Here is a 22,171-nt window from a genome sequence, read left to right on the forward strand (position 1 = left end):
GTGCGCTAATCATTGTCATCATCATAAGGATCATAAGGCCGCGGCTGCGCTTGCGGAGGTGGTGGCGGCGCATTGTTATAGCGCGGCGGCGCTGCAGCTCGATTGCTCGGGACCCGCTGCTGCGGCTGCATCTGGTTGTTGGACTGGAACACCGCACGGCAGCCGCTGGAAAGCTGTGGTGTGTTCTGCCGCAAGCAGGCCGTGATGCGGCTCACGTCCGGGATCTGGTCGCTGCACAGCCGCCACACATCCGGCGTACAGGCCATCTGCTGTTCCATGGTTCCGCGATATTCTTCGGCGGACGCGGCACTATGTGCGACGATGCCGCCGATCGCGAGCGCTACACCCAGCACAATCCGCTCTGTCCGCATGTCCCGATCCTTCTCGAGTTTCTTGAATTGTCTTCAATCAATGAGACGCGGGGAGGTTCTGGACCAACAAAAAAACGTGAAAGCGCGATTGGAACTTACTCCACCTTGCCGATCTTCTTCACCGCCGCGATCAGCCGCATGCTGTCGGTGGCGACGAACTCGGCAAACGCCGGCGCGTCCGTGACCGCCCGCAAGAACAAGCCGTGCGGCGGGATTTACGAAGCATTATCCATGTTTCGCCCGGTCAGGAACGCCCCCCTGGACCCACCGTTGCCTCCCAGGGAGTCGAGCGATGAACAGACTTCGAACCATCGACGTGGCGTTGGACGAGATGCTGGTGAATCTCGCCGCTATCGTGTTGCGGCTTTCAAAGCCCGAAATGACGCGAACGCCGCAGGCACGGCGCGCATTGGCGCAATCGGTGCATCAATACGCGGTCTGCGCGAAGCGCTCGAGCGATCCGCATGTTCATGAATTGAAGTCGCGGCTGGAACAAACGTTGAAGCCGAGCTTGCGAATTATCGCGAAGGATGGCGTGAAGGTGTCGTAGCTCAGACTCCGTCATTGCGAGCGCAGCGAAGCAATCCAGAGTGTCACCGCGGAGGGAGTCTGGATTGCTTCGCTGCGCTCGCAATGACGAGGGTGTTGAAGCCGCTCGCTCTACGACGACTTTGCTACGACGGCTTTGCCTTTCCGCGCGCCTGCCGCTTGCACGTCCCCGGCAGCTTCGCCGCGAGAAAATCGCCGAGCGCTTCGACACGTGCGGGGCGCGGGCCGCCGGGTGGCGTCACCAGATGAACGGCGCCTTCGGCCTGCTTCCAGTCTTTCAGGATGACTTCGACCTCGCCGGAGGCGATGGCCTCGCCGACGATGAACTCCGGCAGTTCGGCGATGCCGAGACCCGCGATCAGCGCCGGCATCACGGCTTCGCCATTGTTGACGCGAAGCTGTCCGCCCGGACGTACACTGGCCTGTTCGCCGGCCGAATTGGTGTAGTGCCAGACATTCGGCGTCGAGAGGTAGGCGTAGCTGAAGCACTTGTGCTCGGCGAGATGCATGGGATGCGTCGGCCGTCCCTGGCGTTTGAGATAGGTCGGCGCCGCCACCGTGAAGCGCGGCATGGTGAACAGCCGTCGCGCGATCAGCGAGGAATCCGGCAACCGCGCGATCCGCACTGCCATGTCGAAACCTTCGCCGATCAAATCGACGGTCGCATCACTCAGATGCAAATCGACGGAGACTTCCGGATAGACTTCGAAGAACTCCGGTAGCAACGGCGCCACCGCCTTGATCCCGAACGTCATGGGCACGGCGAGCCGCACCAGCCCGCGGGGCGCTACCGATTGCGCCAGCGCCTCGTTCTCCGCCGCCTCGCCGTCGGACAAAAGGCGCGTCGCACGCTCGGCGAGCTTATGCCCGGCATCGGTCAACGCGAGCCGGCGTGAGGTGCGGTTGAATAGCCGGGCGCCGAGCCGCTCTTCGAGGCGCGTGACCGCCTTGGACACCGTCGCCTTGGACATCGCGAGCTCGCCCGCGGCACCCGCAAACGACCGTAATTCCACGACTTTTGCGAAAATCGCGAGCGCCTCGAAATCGGGGAGTTTTGCCATGGAACCGGTCCAATTGGGTTATTAATGGAAACAATGTGTTTCAACAGTTTCTATTTCTATACCACAAGCGGAGGCTTATCCAAGGGTCATCAGAAATTCAGGAATGGAGAAATCCAATGACCAAGAAGCTCTCAGGCAAGATTGCCCTCGTCACCGGTGGCTCGCGCGGTATCGGCGCGGCCTCTGCCCGCGCACTCGCCGATCAAGGTGCGGACGTCGCCATCAGCTATGTCGCGTCACCCGAAAAGGCCGAAGCGGTCGTCACTGAACTGAAGGCAAAGGGCGTCAGGGCCCGCGCCTTCAGGGCGGACCAGGCCTCGGCCAAGGACGTGACGCAGCTCGTCAACGACGTGGCGAAGGAGTTTGGCCATCTCGACATTCTCGTCAACAATGCTGGCGTAGCGAGCGGCGGTGCGATCGACGATGCCAATGCCGACACCGAGGCGCTGGCCCGCCAGGATGCGATCAACGTGCATGGCGTGATCGCGGCGATCCGCGCCGCCTCGCAGTTGATGGGTGAAGGCGGCCGCATCGTCACTGTTGGTTCGATGCTTGCCGACCGCGCCTCGTTCCCGGGCCTTGCCGACTACGTCGCCACCAAGGCGGCCGTCGTCGGCTACACCAAGGGCGCGGCGCGCGACCTCGGCCCGCGCGGCATCACCGTGAATGTGGTGCAGCCCGGCTCGATCGACACCGATATGAATCCGAAGGACGGCGGCGAGTTCGCCGAGACCCAGCGCAAGCAGCACGCGCTGCAGCGCTTCGGCCGCCCCGAGGAGGTGGCGGCCGGCGTCGTCTTCCTCGCAAGCCCGGAAGCCTCCTTCGTCACCGGCACCGTCCTCAACGTCGACGGCGGTTTCGGCGCCTAGGCGCCCCAATATCCCAATATAAGGAATTACGCAGATGATCGAACTCAGACCCTTCGCAAAGCTCGGCGGCGCCGATCACGGCTGGCTCAACGCCAAGCACCATTTCTCCTTCGCGAGTCACTACGACCCCAACAACATGGGTCACGGCGCCTTGCGGGTGTGGAACGACGACGAGATCGCGCCGAACACGGGCTTTCCCGCCCATCCCCACGCCAACATGGAAATCATCACCTATGTGCGCGAGGGCGCGATCACCCATCAGGACAGCCTCGGCAACGAGGGCCGCACTGAAGCGGGCGACGTGCAGGTGATGAGCGCCGGCAGCGGCATCCGACATTCCGAGTACAATCTCGAGCCGACCAAGACACGGATCTTCCAGATCTGGATCGAGCCGACCGCGCGCGGCGGACAACCGACCTGGGGCTCGAAGCCGTTTCCGAAAGGAGACCGCTCGGGCAACCTCGTCACCATCGCGAGCGGCTTCGAGGGTGACACGGACGCGCTCCCGATCCGCGCCGATGCGCGGGTGCTCGCCACCACGCTGAAAGCCGGCGAGAGCGCGGAATACCAACCGCAAAAGTCGCGGCACCTCTATCTTGTGCCCGCGGCGGGTTCAATCGAGGTCAACGGCGTCCGCGTCAATGCTCGCGACGGCGCCGCGATCCGCGACGAGGACAGATTGAAGATCACGGCTCTGGAAGACACCGAGCTCGTGCTCGTCGACGCGGCGTAAGCGCCACTCACACGGAACACCTCAAATCACCCTTCAACGGAGACCATCATGACCAAAGTTCTCGTCCTCTATTACTCCGCCTATGGCCACATCGAAGCAATGGCCAACGCGGTTGCCGAAGGCGCGCGCGAAGCCGGCGTCACTGTCGACATCAAGCGCGTGCCGGAACTCGTGCCGGCCGAGGTCGCCAAAGCGTCCTATTACAAGGTCGATCAGGCTGCACCCGTCGCCAAAATCGAAGACCTCGCCAACTACGACGCGATCATCGTCGGCACCGGCACCCGCTTCGGTCGCATGGCCTCGCAGATGGCGAACTTCCTCGACCAGGCCGGCGGGCTCTGGGCCAAGGGCGCGTTGCACGGCAAGGTCGGCGGCGCCTTCACGTCGAGCGCGACCCAGCACGGCGGTCAGGAGACGACGCTGTTCTCGATCATCACCAACCTCCTCCATTTCGGCATGGTCGTGGTCGGCATGAACTACGGCTTCGCCGGCCAGATGAGGCTCGACGAGGTCACCGGCGGCGCGCCCTACGGCGCCACCACGATCACCGGCGGCGACGGCAGCCGCCAGCCCAGCGCCAACGAACTCGCCGGCGCACGCTATCAGGGACGCCAGATCGCGGAGACCGCCAAGAAGCTACATGGCTAGGCTTCACGGCTGATGCGAGGGGGCGGCGTCAGCGCCTCCCCTTGCCCATGGCCCGCGCGGCAAGGGCGGCGAGCCTGGGGTGACGGCGCAGGCCCTGCGCGGCATGATCGCGCAACGCGAAGGGCAGGCCGCGCCAGGACAGCGCGACGCTGACATCGGTCAGCCGCACCGGCTCGGCGCCGAAGCGGCGCTTGTAGTCCTGGTTGCCGATGCTGAGGTCGAAACGGCGCACGCCTTCTGCATGCAGCGCTGCCATGGTGCGCTCGGTTACCAGCAGCCCCGGCGAGCAGCTCGACCATGAATTGCTGGCGTGGCTGATGCGCAGGAGAAAATAGGTCGCACCAAACCTGACGCCGAGCGTGGTGGCGACGATGGCCTCGTCGCACACCAGCGCCGAGATGACGGCGTAACCGTCCGCGACACCCTGGCGGGCGATTTCGCGATAGAACTGCGCATGGGTTTCGTCGTTGAGGACGAAGCGCGAGCCGAGCTTTTGCATGCGCGCCTGCTGCTGGACATCCATCACGTCCAGTAGCTCGCGCGCACGCGCGACATCGGTGGCGACCTCGAATCGCGCGCCGGCATGACGGCAGAAGACGCGCCAGCAGCGCGGCATCTGCATGCGCTTGATCGAAGCCTGGTAGTCTTCATAGTCGTCGCCGGTCAGCACGAGGTTGCCGTTGAGCGAGCAGGACCCGATCCGGCCGAGCGACACCAGCGGATTCGGGTTGCCGCCGATATGGGCTGGCATCTTCTTCAAGCGCAGCAGATCGAATCGATCGGGCAATGCGCGCAATGCGTCGATCAGCGCCTTGCCGATCGCATCCGTTGCCGCCGCGTCCAACGCGGCATCGAGCGCCAGGATCGGCGCGTTGTTGTCGGAGACGCCGAAATCCGCGAATTCGACGATGCGGATGCCGCGCCTGAGGTGGCTGATCATTGGCACCACCGCAATGTCCCTGCCGGTCGCGGCATCGGAGATCAATGCAATCAGCGGCGCGAGGTCGTGGAATGCTTTGTACCAGGCGCCGAGCCAATAACCATGCTGAAACGCAGTGCGATGACCAGCGTTCAGGCGCGATGCGGCGTGCCGCCAGTCACGCACGAAATCGACCGCGATTCCCGACGTGCTGGACACAAGACCATTTGGTTGCTCGACGCTGAGGAACGTCATCCGCGGTGCTTACGATTACAGAATGTTTCCAGATAGATTGTGTTTTGTCGCAGACCACAAGCGACGTCACTGCTTATCGTTAAGCCAATGCCACTGCCGCACCGGTTGCGACAAGCTGTCAGGTTTCAGGTTCCTTTTGCATCACACATTGGAACCTGGCCAGGAAGTGCAGGCCGGCCGTAGCAACAGCGAACATGAACCAGATCGGATTCTGCCGTTCGAGCAGGAAGGTCTCGGTCGCTCCGTAGTACAGGCCGAACAGCCACACGGTCAGGAACAGCTTTGCCAGCGCGCGACTACGATTGTGTGTCCGGGCCGACTGGAAATTGCCGAGCGGCGCGAGCACGAAGACGAGGACCACGAGCACAAGACCCGGCAGGCCGATGGTGACCGCGAGGTCGAGATAGCTGTTGTGACTATGCGCCGCGGTCGTCGCCCATTCGGCGCCCTGGGCAGTCTGCCGTGCGGTGACGTCGTCCCAGAAGGCCGCATAGCCGTGGCCGGTGATCGGCTTTTCGGCGACGGCTGCGAGCGCGAAATCCCAGATGGCGGAGCGGCCGGTGAAGGTGGGGTCGAGCGGAAGCAGCCGCGTCATCGCCCCGAGCGCCGGGCTCAAGACACTGCCGACCGTCAGCAAATTCATCATGATCAGCGGCACGAAACAGATGATCCGCTTCAGCCACAAGCTTGGCGTGACGCAGACCAGCGACGCGAGCGCGTAGATTGCCAGGCATAGCACCGAGGACGTCTTGCCGCCGGTGAAGATCAGGAAGATTCCGGCCAGCGCGGCGATCGCCGGGCCCATCACGAACGATCCGACGGCGGACAGGTAAATGCCGACATAAACCAGGATGGTCATCACCGGCGAGGCGATGTTCTTGTGGCCAAAGCTGCCGCGCCAGTCGCCGGCCAGCTGCGGCTCCGTGACGTCGAGTGCGGTGTGGATCGAATATTGCGGCGCGAGGAAGACGCCGAGATAGCAGAGTGCGAGCAGGACGAGCGCGGCGCCACCAAGACACAGGTTGAAGCTGCGCTGCGTCGGCGGCAGCAATGGCAACAGCACGGCAAGCGACATCACGCTGGCCGCAAGCACGAGGCGCTGAATCGAAACGCCGCGGCTCTCGGAAAAGACGATATTGATCAACAGCCAGCCGACCAGGCAGAGATGCAGCGGTGTCACCAGGGTCTTCAGCGCGGGCGCATCCGTTGCGGCGACGAACAGCACCGCGACTGCAGCCATCAGGCCCCAGGAGACATAGGTGAGCGCCATCCGTCCGCCGACGACGGTGATGACATCCTCGCTGCGCAGATCCGGAAACGGATCGAGCGTTACCAGCACAAGGAGCAGCGCCGCGACTGCGACGAGGCAACGCCCCGCCCGCACGGCGTTGACCCCCGCAAGCCCATCGCGCAGGACGTAGCCGAACGATCGGGCCTCGACGTCAGTCATGTCAGCGACGCTGCGATCCATGGCTCAAGGCTGCTCGGGAAACTGGGGAAGCTCCAAGTCTTAGCCGATCCCTGTTAAGCATCCGTCAACCAGTACACCGGAGCTCTGCGGCACAGCCTGCTGCCGCACGATGCTCCGCGCGATCTCGTAATATTGCAGCGCGCGCTGTTCCAACGTGAGATTGTCGAGCACGAAGCCGCGCGGATCGAACGTATCAGCGGCGCACCCGGTCCAGAAATCGTCCCAACCCGCCTCGAACCCCGCGACGTCGACGAACTTGGCGCCGCAACGATCGTCCCAATACGGCACCGACGACACAGGCGCGAACTGGACACGATGCGGATAATAATCGGCGTCCCGCCAGGGGCCACCGGGATCCCAGGCGAGCACCGGCACGCCGCAGGACAACGCCTGCTGATAAGCGATGCCCTGGCTCTCGTTCTGGCACAGGAAGATCATCGCACGCGAGCGCGCGAGCGCGGCCTGATAGTCGTCCTCCTTGTAACTGCCGTAACGCAGTTCCGTGAACGAGCGGCCCTCTCTGGTGAGCCGGGCGCGAACCGGCTCGATCAGCTCCGAAGCATAGCGCTCGCGGTCCCAGTTGACCTTGTCGTAGATCAGGACGTCGACGGTCTTTTGCGACGTCAGCGACGGCGCCCAGAGATCCGTGTCGATACCGACCGGCCAGGCCTCCGTTTCGGGCCAATGCGGCCGGTACATGTCGGCGTACCACGGGCCGGGCACCACCACCTTCTTGACCGGCAGGCGCTTGAACAGGTCGGGATCGTCGAGCGGATGATTATGGGCGGCGACGCCGAGCAGGATCGGATTCTTCCACGCAAACTTGTCGAGCAGGAAGGTGCGACCGATGATGCAGGCGAGTTCGTCCGGATGCTGCGCGATGTAGCCATAATCGTTGACGCGATAGCGGATGCCGAGCCGATCGAGCCCCGCACGGAGATTGAGGAACACGCGGAGCTGCCCGCTCATACGCGGCTCGCCGAGCAGCATGCGGCGCGCCATGCGCCGCAGATGCCGGTCGCCGGAAAACCAGCGATCGTCCTTGTCCTCGTAGAAGAGGTTGAGAACCATGTCGTCGGGATCGTAGTCGAATGTCTTTGCGGGCACTGGGTCCATCCGCGGGAAGTTCGGTGCGCATTCTCGCATGGGACCGGCTGTCGCACTCTTCCAAATTTGCCACAGGCTTAATGCCGCCGGCTTAACGCTATTCTACAAAACCAGCGCCGCGCCGGCCTTCGCGGCAACGATTTCACCGGAATGCGAGTATCATTTGCGGCGCCCAAGGTTGCGATCAATCGCATTGCCAATGCGCAGACGCACCCTGGTTAACAGACCCTTAAAGGCGAGCCGTAGCTTGATTACCGCCGAAGAAATTCTCGAACTACCGGCCACATCACGCGTCGCTCCGGCGGCGCGCTTGCCGCTGCAGATCAGCTCCACTACATCGGTGTCCGTCGTCATTCCGGCCAAGAACGTCGCGGCCTATGTCGGCGAAACCCTCGCCAGCGCACTGGCGCAAGCCGAAATCACCGAAGTGATCGTCGTGGACGACGGTTCGACCGACGACACCACGGCCATCGTTCGTGCCATCCGTGACCCGCGGCTGCGCCTGTTGACCAACGACGCCGCCGGCGTATCGGCGGCGCGCAATCTCGGCGCGCGGCATGCGAGCGGCCAATGGCTGCTCTTCCTCGATGCCGACGATCGCCTGCGGCCCGGCGCGGTCGCCGCGCTGCTGGCGGCCGCGCGTGGTGCTCCGCGCGCGGTTCTCGTTTACGGTGACTACAACACGATCGACAGCGACGGACGGCAGATCGGTCGACGGGATCTGCTGAAAGGACGCCGCAAACCATCCGGTGATGTGCTGGCGCGACTCGCGGCCGGCAACTTCATCGTCAATGGCGGCATCGCGCTCGCGCGTGCGGAGGCGTTTCGCGCCATCGGCGGCTTCGACGTCTCACTCAGATATTGCGAGGACTGGCACTGCTGGTGCCGTCTTGCCGCGATCGGTGAATTCGAGTTTGCGCCAAACCTTCTGCTCGACTACCGCCTGCACACGGCCAACACCATGAATGCGGCGGCGCGGACGCCGCAGGATTTCTTCCCGGCCATCGCGCGGGTGTTCGACGACGGGCTGATCATGGCGCGACTGCCCGCGGGCATGGCAGCCGGGCTGCGCCAGGCCGCCGAGGTTCATCTCGTCACATATTCGGCGATGCAAGCGGTCCGCTTCGGCAGATATCGCCAGGCCTTCGCCTATCTCGGGATGGTCGGCCGCCGCTCGCTCAAATCGCTGCCACGCGCCGCGGTCAGGGTCGCCCTCGCCTGCATCGGCATCTAATCCCTCACTCCGGCGTCAGGATACGATCTTCGAGGCTTCATAGGGCTTCGGCTCGATGCCGAACGCCGCAAGCATGGAGCCGAGCGCGACCAGCGCGGGATGCATCGCGACGACGGGCTTTGACGTCACGAGCAGGCGAGCGGATCGGACCAGCGACAGCGGCAACCTCCCGAGCATCTGCGCGAACACCCGCGCCCGCGCTCCCGCGCCCTGCGCGGCCTTCGACTGCACACGATAATTGATTGCACCGATACGCAGACCACGCTTGGCGATCCAGCCGGGGCTGGTGCGGTTTTGCGGCACCGTCTCGGAGATGACTGCCTCCGCAGTCCAGTGGAACGTCATGCCGGCATCGCGGCATCGCACGAAGAAATCGCAATCGCCGCCGCCGAGGAAGTTGAAGCGCAGGTCGAAGGCGGGACGGTCGAACCGCTCGAACGCCGCGCGCGTGATCAGGCAATTGCCGCAGCCATAGATCAGCGGCACCGCGCCGCTGTAATCATAGGCGGGGCAGAAGGCGGGATGGCGCGAAAGCCAGGGCTTGCTGTCGTCTTCGAAGACCGGCAGCACCGGCCCGCCGACAACATCGGCGCCGGTCGCATCCGCGGTGCGAACCATCAGTTCGAGCCAGTCGGGCGAAGCGATCTCGTCGTCGTCGATCATCAGGAAGCGGGTCGCGGCGGGAAACAGCGCCTGCGCCGTCTCGAACGCGGCGTTGATCGCCTGGACGTTGCCTTGCCGTTTTTCGACCAGGCAGACGCCCTGGAGCCTTCCGCCGGCGAGATACTCCGCGGCCACCGGTGCGCTTTCGCGCCGTAGCGCGTCGTTCTCGACCATGACGACGGCGAAGGAGCGCGGGGTACGCTGGCTGACGAGCGAGTCCAGCGTCAGCCGCAGATGCTGCGGACGGCGGAAGCAGGGGATGCAGACGACGATGCCGACCGACAGGTCGATAATTCGGGAGCTCGCCGCGATCTCCCGGTTGGGATCGCGCACGGCATCCGAGATACGCGCGGCAGACAAGTCTGTCGGGATTAATGTCATGACGTTCTAGATGTCCGATATAGATTGAAAAAGCCCTGCTTCGATCCCGCGGATCGGCGCCGTTTCGCAACGGCACAGCGCCGCGGCACAGATCCGCCCCAGAATGAACGGCTGGCATGGGGCTCGCGACGGCGCAAATCTCCGGCCATCACGGTGCAATACCATTCGCTTAACCGCCATCGCGTGTTTCTGCTGCAAAACCTTGCGCACGTGGTAGTGCAATTCGCGGTCCATCGCGCGGGCGGCGGCCCGACATGGATGATGCCGTAGTTAACGCCCATGCGCGTTAACTCGACCGTAAGCACCAAGACCGGTGAAGCTGCGCGGCATCCGATTTGCTCTTCGGGCATGCGAGATTTCTCCTGTAAATTTAAGTCGAACAAGCGCGGTCAGAAAATATGAACAAGCCAGCCACGATCGATTTCGCGACAGCCACGGCGGTCCAAATTCCCGCGGCCATTGCACCCCCTCAGGCGCTGCACGATCTCGTTCCCGGAGAGGCGCGCGACAGCCTGCTCGCCGTCCACGACGTACTGCGCCGCATATTGCCGCAGGGCCAGCTCGCGACCTACGAAGCCGGCGGCGGCTCGTGCAGCGTTCTGCCACCGGAATTGCTGAGCCGCAGCAAGGTCACCGTCGTCGACATTGACGAGGACCAGGTCCGCAACAACAGCTACGCGGACGAAGCGATCCTCGGCGACGTCCAGACCTACCGCTTCGGGCGCGAAACCTTCGATCTGGTGATCTGCTACAATGTGATCGAGCATCTGCCCCATGTCGACGCCGCGCTCCTTAATTTCCGCGATGCGCTCAAGCGCGGTGGGATGATCCTGATCGGCGCGCCCAATCCACGCTCGCTGTCCGGCGTCGTCACCAAATACTCGCCGCACTGGTTCCACGTCTGGTTCTACCGGCACATCCGCGGCATCAAGGATGCCGGCCTGCCGGGCGAGCCACCGTTCCCGACTTTCTTCCATCCCCTGGTGACGCTGCCGAGGCTCGAAGCGTTCGCGGTCGCCAATGGCCTTGAGATGGTCTACCGCCGTGAGGTCGAGAGCCCGCGCTATCCCGAGATGCGCCGGAGCAAGCCGCTGTTCGCAACCCTGGTGGACGCCGGCGCCGCCGTGCTGAACGCCGTGCTTCCGCGCGGGACCGACGTCCGCCGCGGCGACTATCACGTCATCCTGCGGAAAAATTGACGGCCATGGTGAGCGCGCGGCCGATCGCACGACGAGCGAAGCCTCGTGGCCACGCCGCACGCGGTAACGAACCGTTAATCTCTGAAGGACCGCGCCGTCGCACGCGTCGCAGCGACGCGTCGAAGGGTGGCATGCGTTTAAACGCTTTGTTTGCCATTTCGGTGAATAGTCCCTCAATGAGTATGGTTAATTTTCCCTGTTGCGTTGATTGGGCACCTATATCTCAGGTGCGTTGCGTAGAGCGAAGAGTAACCCCTCAGCACGCGACAGTTGGAATGAAAGCTGGGGATCATGCTAGACTATAACCAGCCGATAGACCCGGCCAGACCAGAGGTCCCGCAACAGCGGCCTCAGGCCGGCTTCAACGTGCTGGAGCTTGTCAATTTACTCTGGCGGCGGAAGATCGCGATTGCCGCTGCAGCCCTGCTCGGCGCGACCCTTGCCGTCACCTTGGGCAAGAGCCTGACGCCCCACTACACCGCCACCGCCCAGCTCTATGTCGACCCGCGCGAGCTCCAGCTCGTCGATCGTGAGCTCACGCCCCGCGCGCAGGACGTCTCCGGCATGGCGATGGTGATCGAGAGCCAGGCGCGCCTGATCACCTCCAACAGCGTGCTGCTCAAAGTCATCCAACAGGCCGATCTGGACAAGGACCCCGAATTCGGTGGCGGCGGTGACGGCAAGAGCCTGATCTCGTCACTGCTCAGCCTGATCGGCCTTCAGCCCCGCACGCCCTCGACCGCGGAGAAGAAGGAAGTGCAGCTCGCGGCCCTCGAGGCGCTGAACCGGCACATCACGATCCGCAAGACCGAGAAGAGTTTCATTGTCGACATCGAGGTCTGGTCGACCGATCCGGCGAAAGCAGCGATGCTCGCCAACGCGCTGACCAGCACCTACCTGGCGGAATCCCGCAACTCGCAGGCTTCGGCAGCGCGGCGCGCCACCAACGATCTCTCCGGCCGCCTGAAGGAGTTGCGCGAGCGGCTGCGCAACGCTGAGACCGGGCTTGCGACTTACAAGGCCCAGAACAATTTCGTCGGCACCCAGGACGCCCTGATCAGCGACCAGCAGCTCTCCGCCAGCAACCAGCGGCTTTCCGCCGCCCGCGCGGCGACGATGGATGCGCAGGCGCGTCTCGACCAAATCGAGGCGAGCCGGCGCACGACAGCGGATGCGGGGGCGAATTCCGAGGCGCTGCAATCGCCGACCATCGCGAACCTGCGCGCACAATACGCCGACGCGCGCAAGAAATATGCGGAGCAGACCGGCGAGCTCGGCCCCCGTCATCCGGCGCTGCGCCAGACCGAGAAGCAGGTCGAGGATCTCAAGCGCACCATCAACGAAGAGATCGACCGCTTCGCCCAGTCCGCCAAGAACGATTTGACGCGCGCCCGCGACTTTGAAGCCTCGCTCAACCGGGCGCTGGAGGCGCAGAAGCGGCAGAGCGTCCAGCTCAGCCAGGCCGCCGTGCGTCTGCGCGAGCTCGAGCGCGAAGTCGATGCCAGCCGCGACGTCTATCAATCCTTCCTCAAGCGCTCGCGCGAGACCGAGGAGCAGGAGACGCTGAACACTTCGGCGGCCCGCGTCATCGGCGAAGCGACGGTGCCGCAGCGGCGTTCGTTCCCACCGGCGATGAGCCTGTTCTCCATGATCGGCTTCGTCTTCGGCGCGATCGCTGCATCGAGCTGGTTCGTCGCGGCCGAACTGTTGCTCGCCGGTGCGTCCGTGCCGGCACCCGCGCCGGCCCGTCCCCATCGTGCTCCGGTGCCGCAAGCTCCCCGAGTTCCAGAGCCTTCGCGGGCTCAGGAGACTGCACGACCTCAGCAGGTTTCGCGAACCCCGGAAGTCGCGCAGGCCCTCCCGGAGCTTGCCGCACCACCGCTGCAACCATCGACGGCTGAAAAGCCCTTGATCGAAAAGCCGCTGATCGCCCGCCTCCAGGAGGCCGACGTCATCCACACGCTCGGCGCCATTCTTGCCACCGGCAGCGGCGTCGACCTCACCCGTCTGGGCTGGCCGACGCTGCGCCCGGGTTTTCCGCTGACGACGCTGCTCAACGCCTGGCGCGACATGCGCGCCGCGGTGGCACGCCGTACGGACGGCAAGGCGATGCCGGTCATCGCGCTCGTCGGTGCCAGTGAGACCACCGGGCGCAGCGTAACCGCGCTGAATTTCGCGCTCGCGGCGGCGCGCGACGGCGCTCGCGTGCTGATGATCGATGCCGACCATCAGGCACACTCGCTCTCGAACAAGGTCAACCGTGCCGGCAAGAGCGAGCCGAGCAAGCTCGGCTGGCTTTCGATCGGCAGCAAGGCCGCGCGCGAGATCAAGACACTCAACGGCATCTCGGTATTGCCGGCCGCCGAAAGCGACGCCGGCAAGGCCACTGACGCCATCCGCAAGGCCATCGAGCAGGCGCGCTCCGCCGGCGGCTATGACCTCGTGATCCTCGACGGCCCCGCGGCGCCACTCACGGGCGCCAGCCGCAAACTGCTCGATGATGCCGACGCGCTGGTGGCGGTGCTGCCGACCAGCCTCGACATCAACGATGGCCTCGAAGAGATATTGAACACGCTCGGCCGCGCGGAGCGCAAGCTCGTCGGCGTCGTGCTCGACGAGCTCACCCCCGCAACCCAAGCGCGCCAACGAGGCAGACAATATGCTTGAGCGTCGCATCAATCTGGAGGGCCGGGCCGCAACCGCCGACGTGCCGCGGATCACGGTCGGCGGCCTTCGCATGGCCGCACTCGACCTGGAAGCGACCGCCGACTTCATGATCGAGGCAACCGATCCGCGTCATCGCATCGGCCGCCCGCTGTTCCTGACTTCGGCGAATGGCGAGGTGCTGGCGCGGTGTTCGACAGAACCGCAGACCGAGCGCCTGTTCCGTGCCGCCGACCTGATCAACGCCGACGGCCAGCCGCTGGTGGCGGCCTCAAAACTGCAATCCTGGTTTCCGCTGCCCGAGCGCGTCGCGACCACCGACCTGTTTCACGTCGTCGCACGCAAGGCGGAAGCGCTGGGCCGCACCTTCTACATGTTCGGTGCCAGCGAGGCAGAGAACGCCGCAGCGGTCGAGAATGTTCGTCGCCTGTATCCGGACCTCAAGATCGTCGGACACAGCCACGGCTACCTCCGGGGCGAGACGCTGCGCGCGAAGGTCGAGGAGATCAACGCGCTCGCGCCGGACTATCTGTGGGTCGCGTTCGGCGTGCCCAACGAGCAGGCATTCGTTGAGGAATTCACCCCGCATCTCACCAATGTCGGCGTCATCAAGACATCCGGCGGCCTGTTCAACTTCTTGTCGGGCAGCCGGTCGCGCGCCCCGCAATGGATGCAGAAGATCGGACTCGAATGGGTCTGGCGCACCTTGCTGGAGCCGCGACGCCTGTTCTGGCGCTATTTGACCACCAATCCCCGCGCGATCTATCTTCTCTTCAGCCGCAAACGGCCCTTCAATCGCTGAGAGACGTCGAGATGGCCGAGCGACGGACTATCCGTCGGCCTGCTTTCAGGCGCGACCCGAGGGAGCACGGAACGAATGCATCAGGCTGCAAGCCTGCAATTCGAGCGCGTGATGGATGAACTCGTCCTCTGGCATGCCGTGCCGGAGGACGAACGATCGCCGGCGCCGGCCTGGTGGTGGGGTCCGGCAATGGCGTTGTTCGACGCGCACGAGCCGATGCCACACGCGTGGTGTTCTGAACTCGGTCTGAGCCACGACTCGAGCTTTGCCGAAGGCGCGCATGCCCTGCTCGCCCTGTTCGCCAAGCAGACCTCGCTGACCTGGCCGGATGATTTTCCGCGCAAGGCGGAAATCAAGGAAGACGACGTCCGCGAGCTGCACCCGCAGCCGTTAGACGACAGCTCGTTTCAACCGTAGCACAGCGGCTTCGGTGGCGGCCTGGTCCGGCTCCGGCTGGAGCGGCGGTGCGACAGCCAGCTCAATCGGTCGCAGCAACTCCGCCATCTGGCGCGCCGGCAACGGCTTGGCGATCAGGAAACCCTGCATTTCGTCGCAGCCATGGGCGCGCAAGAAAGCTTCCTGTTCGACGTTCTCGACGCCTTCCGCGACGACGGTCATGCCGAGCGCCTTGCCCATGCTGATGATCGCCTGTGCGATCGCCTGGTCTTCCGAATCCTGCGGCAGGTCCCGCACGAATGAGCGGTCGATCTTGATGGTGTCGATCGGGAAATGCTTCATCAGCGACATCGACGAATAGCCGGTGCCGAAATCGTCGATGGCGAGGCGAATGCCGCGACTCTGGATGGCGTCGAGCACCTTCAGCGCGCGCCCGACGTTACGCATCATCATGCTCTCGGTGACTTCCAACTGGAGCAGCACCGGCGACATGCCGCTGGCGGCCAGCGCCTCGTCGACGTCCTGCAACAGATGTTCGTCGACAAACTGGCGCGGCGACAGGTTGACTGCCATAGACACCGGCAACAAGCCGCGGCGCTGCCAAGCCATGGCCTGCGCGCAGGCCTCCCTTACCACCCAGCGGCCGATCGGCACGATCAGCCCGGTCTCTTCCGCAAGCGGAATGAACTGCGCCGGCGAGATGCTGCCGAGATCAGGATGTGTCCAGCGCAGCAGCGCTTCCACGCCGGTGATCTGGCCGGTCTCCATGTCCACCTTGGGCTGATAGTTCAGCGAAAACTGTTCGCGCTCCAGCGCCCGGCGCAACGCGCTCTCCAGCGACAGCCGTTCTATCGACTGGGTCTTCACTTCCTTGGAGAAGAAGCGGTGACCGTTCTTGCCGTCTTCCTTGGCGAGATACATCGCCATATCGGCGTTCTTGGTCAGCGTCTGCACGTCGGCGCCGTTGGCCGGATACATCGCGATGCCGATCGAGGCCGTGGTGTGGCACTCGTGCCCGGCCAGCTCCATGGGCTCGGCGAGCGCCTTCAGCAACCCGGTCGCGATGCGCTGGACGTCGTCGATCTCACCGCACTGGTCGAGAATCACCACGAACTCGTCGCCGCCGAGCCGCGCCACGACGTCGCTTGCCCGCAGCGCACCGCGCAGCCGGTTCGCCACTTCGAGCAGGAGCAGGTCGCCGGCCTCGTGTCCCAGTGAATCGTTGATGACCTTGAAGCGGTCGAGGTCGATGAAAAGCACCGCGAAGCGGTGATCGTGGCGCTGCGCCGCGTCGATCGCCTCGCGCAGCAGCCCGTTGAACGTCTCTCGGTTCGGCAGGTCGGTCAGGCTGTCGTGAGAGGCGAGGTACTCGATCCGCTCGTCCGCCTCGTCCTTCTCGTCCGCGCGATCGAAATTCTCCATCGCGAAGGAGACGTTGTCGGCGAGGCGCTGCAGCAGCTCGACGAACTCGATCGTGAAGGTACCCGGTTCGGTCGACATGTAGATCATGACACCGACGGCCTGATCGTGCACGACGAGCGGAAACGCCGCGCCAGACCGCGCGCCATCGTTGCGGACGATAGCGTGGAAGACGCGGACGCGGTCGTCGTTCAGATAGTCGTTGCTGATGCAGGGCTGGCGGGTGCGGAACGCCGTGCCGCTCATTCCGCGCCCCTCGGGTCGCTCGGGGTCGACGGAGAGACGGACGTTGCGCGTGGTGTCGGCGGACGGCCCGGCCGCCGACACGATCTCGAGCTGGTCGCTGCCTGACCTAGCCAGCGCAATCGTGGTCGAGGTGAACTTAGCGCCGTTCGACGCTGCCAGGCAAACGAGGCCGAACAGCTCGGCCCGCGACTTCGCCCGCATGATCGCTTCGTTAGTCGCGCTCAGCGCCGCGAACATGCGCGTCAGGCGCTCCTTCTGCGCCTCGGTGCGTGCCTTTTCCTCGGCGCGCTCGAAATTGTCGAGCGCGAACGACACGTTCTCGGCAAGCCGTCCCAGCAGCTGGATGAGATCCGGCGTGAACGTGCCCTCGTCCGGCGAGAGGAACAGCAGCACGCCGATCGCCTCACAGCCATTGCTGAGCAACGGGAAGCAGGCGCCCGATTTCGTGCCCTGGATGCGAGCGATCTGATGCCAATGGGCCGTACGGATGTCGGTAAGAAGCTCGTTGGCGACGCAAGGGGCGCGCGTACGGAACGTCGTGCCGGCCAGCCCCCGGCCTTCCGGATCGCCAGCCGACGTCGAGAACCGCCATTGCTTGACCTGATAGCAGCTCTCGCCCTTGGTCATGGCAATGTCGAGGTAGTGCCCGGTGTCGTCCACGAGTGCGATGGTCGCGGAGGAGAAGGTGCCGCCGAGCACCGCCGCCTCGCAGACCACCTCGAACAGTTCGGCGCGGGTCTTCACCCGCATGATCGCTTCGTTGGTCGCGCTCAGCGCCTCAAGCATGCCGCGCAGACGGTTGCGCTGCATATCGGCCCTGGCCTTCTCGTCGGCGCGGTCGAAATTCTCCAGCGCGAAGGCGACATTGGCCTGGAGCTTGCGCAGCAGCTCGATGAATTCGCCCGTAAAGGTGTCGCGCTCCGGAGAGTTGAACAGGAACACGCCTTCGACCTGGTCGCCGTTGAAGAGCGGCAACGCCGCGGAGGACGCGATCCCGTTGCGGCGGGCGCTGGCCTGCCACGGCGCAATGCGGTCGTCGGCGAGCACGTCGTTGCTGACGGCGGGCTGGAGCGTGCGGAATGAGGTGCCGGTCAGCCCGCGGCCTTCGGGCACATCGTCGGAGATCGAGAATTTGAAGTTGCGAACCTGATCCGCGTTCGGTCCGTAGCAGGAGACGACACGCAGCAGTTCGGCGTGACGATCGGCGAGCGCAATGGTGACCGAAGTGAACTTGGCTCCCTTCGCCGTCGCCTCGCAGACAAGGTCGAACAGCTCGGAGCGCGACCGCGCGCGCAAGATCGCCTCGTTGGTGGCGCTGAGCGCCGCATACATGCGTGCCAGGCGCTCTTCTTCTCTGGCGATCTTGGCTTTTTCAGCCTCGCGCCCGAAATTATCGAGCGCGAACGAGACGTTCTCAGCCATCCGCAAGAGGAGCGCAACGATCTCCTCGTCCTTGGCCCAGGATCGGCTGATGAAGAACAAGAGCACGCCGACACTTTCACCGTGCCTGATCAGCGGCGCGACCACGCAGGCGGCAACGCCAGTGTTGACGTTGGCGCGCTCCCACGGAGTGCCCCTGGTGCGGCGAGCGAGATCGTCCTCGACGATCGGCTTTTGCGTCCGGAACACCTCGCCGGATATGCCCTTGCCGCAGGGATTTTCCGGATCGATCGAATAGCGTGCCTGGGTGACCAGCTCGAGGTTCTGCCCGGTGGAGGCGACCGGCTTCATCCAGTGAGAATCCGGCTCGCGAAGCAACACGATAGTCGCCAGCGATTCGCCGCTGTGCACGGATGCGTCGCACACGAGCTGATACAGCTCCTGCTCGCTCTTGGCGCGCAGGATGGCCTCGTTGGTTGCGCTGATCGCGCCGTACATGCGGTTGAGCCGGCGCATCGCCCGCACGCCGGTCTGCCGTGCAGTCTCGCGCGCGAAATTGTCCAGAGCATAGGAAATGTTGGCCGACATGCGCTCGAACAGCGATACCATCTGATCGCTTAGCGAACCGGCCTCACTGCGGGTCACGAGCAGCACGCCGACGCTCTTGCCGCTGCACAGAAGCGGCAACGCCGCCGCGGCGCCGACATGCGCCTTAAACGCGCCCTCGCGCCACGCGAGCGAGCGCGGATCGTTCAGAAAATCGTTGCTGATGCAGAGCTTCCGGCTGCGGAAGGCCTCCCCGCTGACGCCCGATCCCTCGGCACTTCCGGCTTCCGTGGTGATCTCGATTGCGCTCAGCCGCGCGACGTCGTCGCCGCGACCGGCGGCAAAGCGCAGCAGACGGCCGTCCGAATCCACGAGGAACACGGCGACCGCCATGAAATCCCCGCTCGAAAACCCGGCGTCGCAGACCTTCTGGTACAGCTCGTCGGGCGATTTCGCGTAGAGGATCGCTTCGTTTATGGCGCTCAACGCCGCAAAGGTGCGCGCGAGTGTCGTCGGCACGATCTCAACTCCCCGGGCATTTCTGCCTTTTTTCCCGGATGACGTTATGACCGGCGATCGCCTAAGTGGTCGTTATTGCGCGCCGCAAACCCTCGATCAAAGTGAACGAGCTGCGAACAGCCGGCGGGAAACTGTCGAAAATACCGCCGCACGGGACGAATCTTCGACCAAAGGCGCGTGCTCTCTACGAATTTGCAGCCCTGTATTGGTTTACGGGAGATTGATATCGCTCCCACGCTTTGAGACGATGGCTCTCAGCAACCGCCCGCCAAGGGCGATGACCGAGGAAACGCGATGCCCATCGTCAAGGCCAGCCGCCTCACGCGCGTCAGCGCCGCGCTGCTCCGTGCCGCCGGAGCTTCCGAGGAAGAGGCCGACGCGGTCGCGATCGGCTGCGTCAACGCCAATCTCGCCGGCCATGATTCCCACGGCGTGATCGCTGTTCCCACCTACATCGACCGTATCAAGGCTGGCCACATCGTGCCCGGCGCCAAATGGAGCATCGTCCAGGAATCGCCGACGACGACCGTGATCGACGGCCATTGGGGTTTCGGCTTCCACGTCAACGCCAAGGCGATGGCGCTGACGATCGAGAAGGCGAAGACGGCGAATGTCGCCGCTTGCACCGTGTTCCGGCAAAGCCATGTCGGCCGCCTCGCCGCCTATCCGCTGATGGCGATGCGCGAAGGCATGATCGGGATCGCAACGGCAGATTCCGGCCGCTCGCCGAAACACGTGGCGCCGTTCGGCGGCAAGGAGGCACGGCTTGGCACCAATCCGATCTCGATCGCGGTGCCGTCCGATCTCGATGCGCCCTTCTACCTGGACATGGCGACCTCTGCGGTCGCGGCCGGCAAGATCCAGCTCGCGGTCGCCCGCGGCGAGGAGATTCCGACGGGATGGATCATCGATGCCGAAGGACGACACACCACCGATCCGACCCAATACCGCAAGGGCGGCGCCCTGCTGCCGCTCGGCGGCACCGAGGGCTACAAGGGCAGCGGCCTCGCCGCCATGGTCGAGGTCCTTTGTGGCCTGCTCACCGGCCTCGGCTTCGGCGTCGAGCCGACGGGCCGGCACAATGACGGCTGCTTCATGGCGGTGTTCAACGTCGCAGCGTTCCGCCCGCTGAAGGCGTTCAAGCGTGAGGTCGCGGATTTCGCGCGATACCTGAAATCGACTCCGCCGTCCGAGGGCAGCAAGGGCGTCTACTATCCCGGTGAGATCGAAGGCGTGCGCGAGCAGCAGCGCCTGCGCGACGGCATCGAGATCGAGGATGCGACCTGGGAAAAACTGCGAGCGCTGGCGCGCGAATACAGACTCGATACGGTCCTCGATCTGGCCTGACGGTATTTTGGAGAACAGCAGCATGGCGCGGCAGATGGTACTGGTCGGCTTCCTCCAGGCGCAAAACTGCACGAATCTGCCGAGCTCGTGGCGGCATCCGGACTCGCGCGACGATTCGATGTCGGCGGACTATTATCAAGAGATCGCCAGGATCCTCGAAGCCGGCAAGTTCCACATGGCGTTCTTCGACGATCGCCTGGCGATGCCGGACCGCTACGGCAACGATCACGCCCACACCGTCGAATACGGCATCCGCTGCGTGAAGATGGACCCGCTGATCGTGCTGACCACGATGGGTATGGTTACAGAGAAGCTCGGGTTGGGGGCGACCGGCTCGACGACTTATTTCGAACCTTTCGACATCGCCCGCCGCTTCGCAACGCTCGATCTGATGTCCGGTGGACGCGCCGGGTGGAACGTGGTCACCTCGCTCAACGACGGCGAGGCACACAATATGGGGCGCGCCTCTCATCCCGAACATGATTCGCGGTACGACAAGGCCGACGAGTTCATGGAGGTGGTGCTCGGCCATTGGGATACCTGGGAAGACGGCGCGCTCATCATGGACAAGACGAGCGGCCGCTTTGCCGATCCGGCCAAAGTAAAGCGGCTCGATCACAGGGGACCGGCGTTCAAGTCCCGCGGTCCGTTCACCGTGCCGCGTTCGGACCAGGGCCATCCCGTGATCATCCAGGCCGGCGCGTCCGGCCGCGGCCAGCGCTTTGCAGGACGATGGGGTGAGGTGATCTTCACCGCCGCGCGCAACCTCGCCGCCGCCAAGGAAGGCTATGCGGCGGTGCGTAACGAGGCCGCGAAAGCCGGCCGCGATCCGGAAGCGATGTTCCTCTGCAACCTGACGACGCCGGTCTGCGCCGCAACCAAAGCCGAGGCTGAAGACAAGATGGCGCTGATCAACAAGCTGCCGCTGCAGATCGACGCGCTGTCGCTGCTGGCCGAAGCGCTCAACTACGATTTCGCCTCCAAGGATCTCGACGAGCCGCTGACGACGGAAGAGCTGAAGAGCATGCAGGGCATTCTGGGCATTCGCGACGGTGTGCTCAAGAACTCCGGAAAGTGCAATCCGAGCGCGCGCGACTTCGTCACCTTTTCCGGCCGCGGTCAGGTCCAGGATGCGATGGTCGGCGGTCCCAAGGAGATCGCGGACAAGCTCGAAGAGATGTTCGTCGAGCGCGGCTGCGACGGGTTTGTCATCGCCGCCACCTATGTGCCCGGGTCCTATGCCGACTTCGTGCAACATATCGTACCGGAATTGCAGCGGCGCGGCTTATTCCAGAAGGAGTATCGCGGCAAGACGCTGCGGGAAAATCTCGGGCTCAAGCGGCCGGCTGCCGGCGCCTGGAAAATGCAGCCGCGCCATGCCGCGGAATAGCA

At 64.3% G+C, this 22,171-nt stretch carries 18 protein-coding genes; 11 read left to right on the forward strand and 7 right to left on the reverse strand.

Features of this window, described 5'->3' with window-relative positions:
- Positions 1-5: 5 nt before the first annotated feature.
- On the reverse strand, positions 6-371 hold the full coding sequence (locus tag IVB27_RS28105; protein WP_247339804.1) for a hypothetical protein: 366 nt from the start codon (positions 369-371) through the stop codon (positions 6-8).
- A gap of 292 nt (positions 372-663) precedes the next feature.
- On the opposite strand from IVB27_RS28105, the gene IVB27_RS28110 reads away from it, so the two are divergent.
- A complete protein-coding gene (locus IVB27_RS28110; RefSeq protein ID WP_247339802.1) occupies positions 664-921 on the forward strand; it encodes a hypothetical protein in 258 nt (85 codons plus the stop codon).
- Positions 922-1,045: 124 nt separating this feature from the next.
- Here IVB27_RS28110 and IVB27_RS28115 read toward each other — a convergent pair whose 3' ends face one another.
- Positions 1,046-1,981, reverse strand: coding sequence for a LysR family transcriptional regulator (locus tag IVB27_RS28115; protein ID WP_247446217.1), 936 nt, complete (start codon positions 1,979-1,981; stop codon positions 1,046-1,048).
- Between the two features lie 116 nt (positions 1,982-2,097).
- Here IVB27_RS28115 and IVB27_RS28120 point away from each other — a divergent pair, with 116 nt between their 5' ends.
- The 3 genes from IVB27_RS28120 to wrbA are packed head-to-tail and all read left to right on the forward strand — an operon-like array spanning position 2,098 to position 4,231.
- Entirely contained in the window at positions 2,098-2,850 is a 753-nt protein-coding gene (locus IVB27_RS28120; RefSeq protein WP_247446218.1) for an SDR family NAD(P)-dependent oxidoreductase, read from the forward strand.
- Positions 2,851-2,884: 34 nt separating this feature from the next.
- Entirely contained in the window at positions 2,885-3,583 is a 699-nt protein-coding gene (locus IVB27_RS28125) for a pirin family protein (protein WP_247446219.1), read from the forward strand.
- A gap of 48 nt (positions 3,584-3,631) precedes the next feature.
- Positions 3,632-4,231, forward strand: a complete 600-nt coding sequence (gene wrbA, locus IVB27_RS28130) for an NAD(P)H:quinone oxidoreductase (RefSeq protein WP_247446220.1) — start codon at positions 3,632-3,634, stop codon at positions 4,229-4,231.
- Positions 4,232-4,259: 28 nt separating this feature from the next.
- Here wrbA and IVB27_RS28135 read toward each other — a convergent pair whose 3' ends face one another.
- From IVB27_RS28135 to IVB27_RS28145, 3 genes are all read right to left on the reverse strand, one after another.
- Positions 4,260-5,405, reverse strand: coding sequence for a GNAT family N-acetyltransferase (locus tag IVB27_RS28135; RefSeq protein ID WP_247446221.1), 1,146 nt, complete (start codon positions 5,403-5,405; stop codon positions 4,260-4,262).
- Between the two features lie 118 nt (positions 5,406-5,523).
- Complete coding sequence (locus tag IVB27_RS28140; RefSeq protein WP_247446222.1) at positions 5,524-6,876, reverse strand: O-antigen ligase family protein; 1,353 nt, start codon at positions 6,874-6,876, stop codon at positions 5,524-5,526.
- 39 nt (positions 6,877-6,915) lie between these two features.
- Positions 6,916-7,983, reverse strand: a complete 1,068-nt coding sequence (locus IVB27_RS28145; RefSeq protein ID WP_247446223.1) for a glycosyltransferase — start codon at positions 7,981-7,983, stop codon at positions 6,916-6,918.
- A gap of 247 nt (positions 7,984-8,230) precedes the next feature.
- Between IVB27_RS28145 and IVB27_RS28150 the strand changes: the two genes are divergently transcribed.
- Entirely contained in the window at positions 8,231-9,217 is a 987-nt protein-coding gene (locus IVB27_RS28150; RefSeq protein ID WP_247446224.1) for a glycosyltransferase, read from the forward strand.
- Between the two features lie 15 nt (positions 9,218-9,232).
- Here the strand turns inward: IVB27_RS28150 and IVB27_RS28155 are convergent, their stop codons facing one another.
- Positions 9,233-10,261, reverse strand: a complete 1,029-nt coding sequence (locus IVB27_RS28155) for a glycosyltransferase family 2 protein (RefSeq protein ID WP_247446225.1) — start codon at positions 10,259-10,261, stop codon at positions 9,233-9,235.
- Between the two features lie 398 nt (positions 10,262-10,659).
- Between IVB27_RS28155 and IVB27_RS28160 the strand changes: the two genes are divergently transcribed.
- The 4 genes from IVB27_RS28160 (at position 10,660) to IVB27_RS28175 (ending at position 15,343) form a co-directional block, all read left to right on the forward strand.
- Positions 10,660-11,460, forward strand: coding sequence for a class I SAM-dependent methyltransferase (locus IVB27_RS28160; protein WP_247446226.1), 801 nt, complete (start codon positions 10,660-10,662; stop codon positions 11,458-11,460).
- 291 nt (positions 11,461-11,751) lie between these two features.
- Positions 11,752-14,127, forward strand: coding sequence for an exopolysaccharide transport family protein (locus tag IVB27_RS28165; RefSeq protein WP_247446227.1), 2,376 nt, complete (start codon positions 11,752-11,754; stop codon positions 14,125-14,127).
- Entirely contained in the window at positions 14,120-14,926 is an 807-nt protein-coding gene (locus tag IVB27_RS28170) for a WecB/TagA/CpsF family glycosyltransferase (protein WP_247446228.1), read from the forward strand. Before IVB27_RS28165 ends, IVB27_RS28170 begins: the two co-directional genes overlap by 8 nt.
- A gap of 75 nt (positions 14,927-15,001) precedes the next feature.
- Positions 15,002-15,343, forward strand: coding sequence for a hypothetical protein (locus tag IVB27_RS28175; RefSeq protein ID WP_247446229.1), 342 nt, complete (start codon positions 15,002-15,004; stop codon positions 15,341-15,343).
- On the opposite strand, the gene IVB27_RS28180 is transcribed toward IVB27_RS28175, so the two are convergent.
- Positions 15,317-19,432: a bifunctional diguanylate cyclase/phosphodiesterase gene (locus IVB27_RS28180; RefSeq protein ID WP_247446230.1), complete on the reverse strand. Its 4,116-nt coding sequence runs from the start codon at positions 19,430-19,432 to the stop codon at positions 15,317-15,319. The two genes, IVB27_RS28175 and IVB27_RS28180, sit on opposite strands and share 27 nt — an antisense overlap.
- A gap of 294 nt (positions 19,433-19,726) precedes the next feature.
- On the opposite strand from IVB27_RS28180, the gene IVB27_RS28185 reads away from it, so the two are divergent.
- Both IVB27_RS28185 and IVB27_RS28190 read left to right on the forward strand, forming a co-directional pair.
- Positions 19,727-20,779: an Ldh family oxidoreductase gene (locus tag IVB27_RS28185; RefSeq protein WP_247446231.1), complete on the forward strand. Its 1,053-nt coding sequence runs from the start codon at positions 19,727-19,729 to the stop codon at positions 20,777-20,779.
- 22 nt (positions 20,780-20,801) lie between these two features.
- On the forward strand, positions 20,802-22,169 hold the full coding sequence (locus IVB27_RS28190) for an LLM class flavin-dependent oxidoreductase (protein ID WP_247446232.1): 1,368 nt from the start codon (positions 20,802-20,804) through the stop codon (positions 22,167-22,169).
- Positions 22,170-22,171 lie beyond the last annotated feature (2 nt).

Source organism: Bradyrhizobium sp. 197 (assembly GCF_023073375.1).
GTDB lineage: Bacteria > Pseudomonadota > Alphaproteobacteria > Rhizobiales > Xanthobacteraceae > Bradyrhizobium.

Excerpts from the sequence above, each read along its gene's own strand:
- IVB27_RS28105 (WP_247339804.1), bottom strand. The coding sequence starts at position 371 with ATGCGGACAGAGCGGATTGTGCTGGGTGTAGCGCTCGCGATCGGCGGC.
- IVB27_RS28110 (WP_247339802.1), top strand. The coding sequence starts at position 664 with ATGAACAGACTTCGAACCATCGACGTGGCGTTGGACGAGATGCTGGTG.
- IVB27_RS28115 (WP_247446217.1), bottom strand. The coding sequence starts at position 1,981 with ATGGCAAAACTCCCCGATTTCGAGGCGCTCGCGATTTTCGCAAAAGTC.
- IVB27_RS28120 (WP_247446218.1), top strand. The coding sequence starts at position 2,098 with ATGACCAAGAAGCTCTCAGGCAAGATTGCCCTCGTCACCGGTGGCTCG.
- IVB27_RS28125 (WP_247446219.1), top strand. The coding sequence starts at position 2,885 with ATGATCGAACTCAGACCCTTCGCAAAGCTCGGCGGCGCCGATCACGGC.
- wrbA (WP_247446220.1), top strand. The coding sequence starts at position 3,632 with ATGACCAAAGTTCTCGTCCTCTATTACTCCGCCTATGGCCACATCGAA.
- IVB27_RS28135 (WP_247446221.1), bottom strand. The coding sequence starts at position 5,405 with ATGACGTTCCTCAGCGTCGAGCAACCAAATGGTCTTGTGTCCAGCACG.
- IVB27_RS28140 (WP_247446222.1), bottom strand. The coding sequence starts at position 6,876 with ATGGATCGCAGCGTCGCTGACATGACTGACGTCGAGGCCCGATCGTTC.
- IVB27_RS28155 (WP_247446225.1), bottom strand. The coding sequence starts at position 10,261 with ATGACATTAATCCCGACAGACTTGTCTGCCGCGCGTATCTCGGATGCC.
- IVB27_RS28160 (WP_247446226.1), top strand. The coding sequence starts at position 10,660 with ATGAACAAGCCAGCCACGATCGATTTCGCGACAGCCACGGCGGTCCAA.
- IVB27_RS28165 (WP_247446227.1), top strand. The coding sequence starts at position 11,752 with ATGCTAGACTATAACCAGCCGATAGACCCGGCCAGACCAGAGGTCCCG.
- IVB27_RS28170 (WP_247446228.1), top strand. The coding sequence starts at position 14,120 with ATGCTTGAGCGTCGCATCAATCTGGAGGGCCGGGCCGCAACCGCCGAC.
- IVB27_RS28175 (WP_247446229.1), top strand. The coding sequence starts at position 15,002 with ATGCATCAGGCTGCAAGCCTGCAATTCGAGCGCGTGATGGATGAACTC.
- IVB27_RS28185 (WP_247446231.1), top strand. The coding sequence starts at position 19,727 with ATGCCCATCGTCAAGGCCAGCCGCCTCACGCGCGTCAGCGCCGCGCTG.
- IVB27_RS28190 (WP_247446232.1), top strand. The coding sequence starts at position 20,802 with ATGGCGCGGCAGATGGTACTGGTCGGCTTCCTCCAGGCGCAAAACTGC.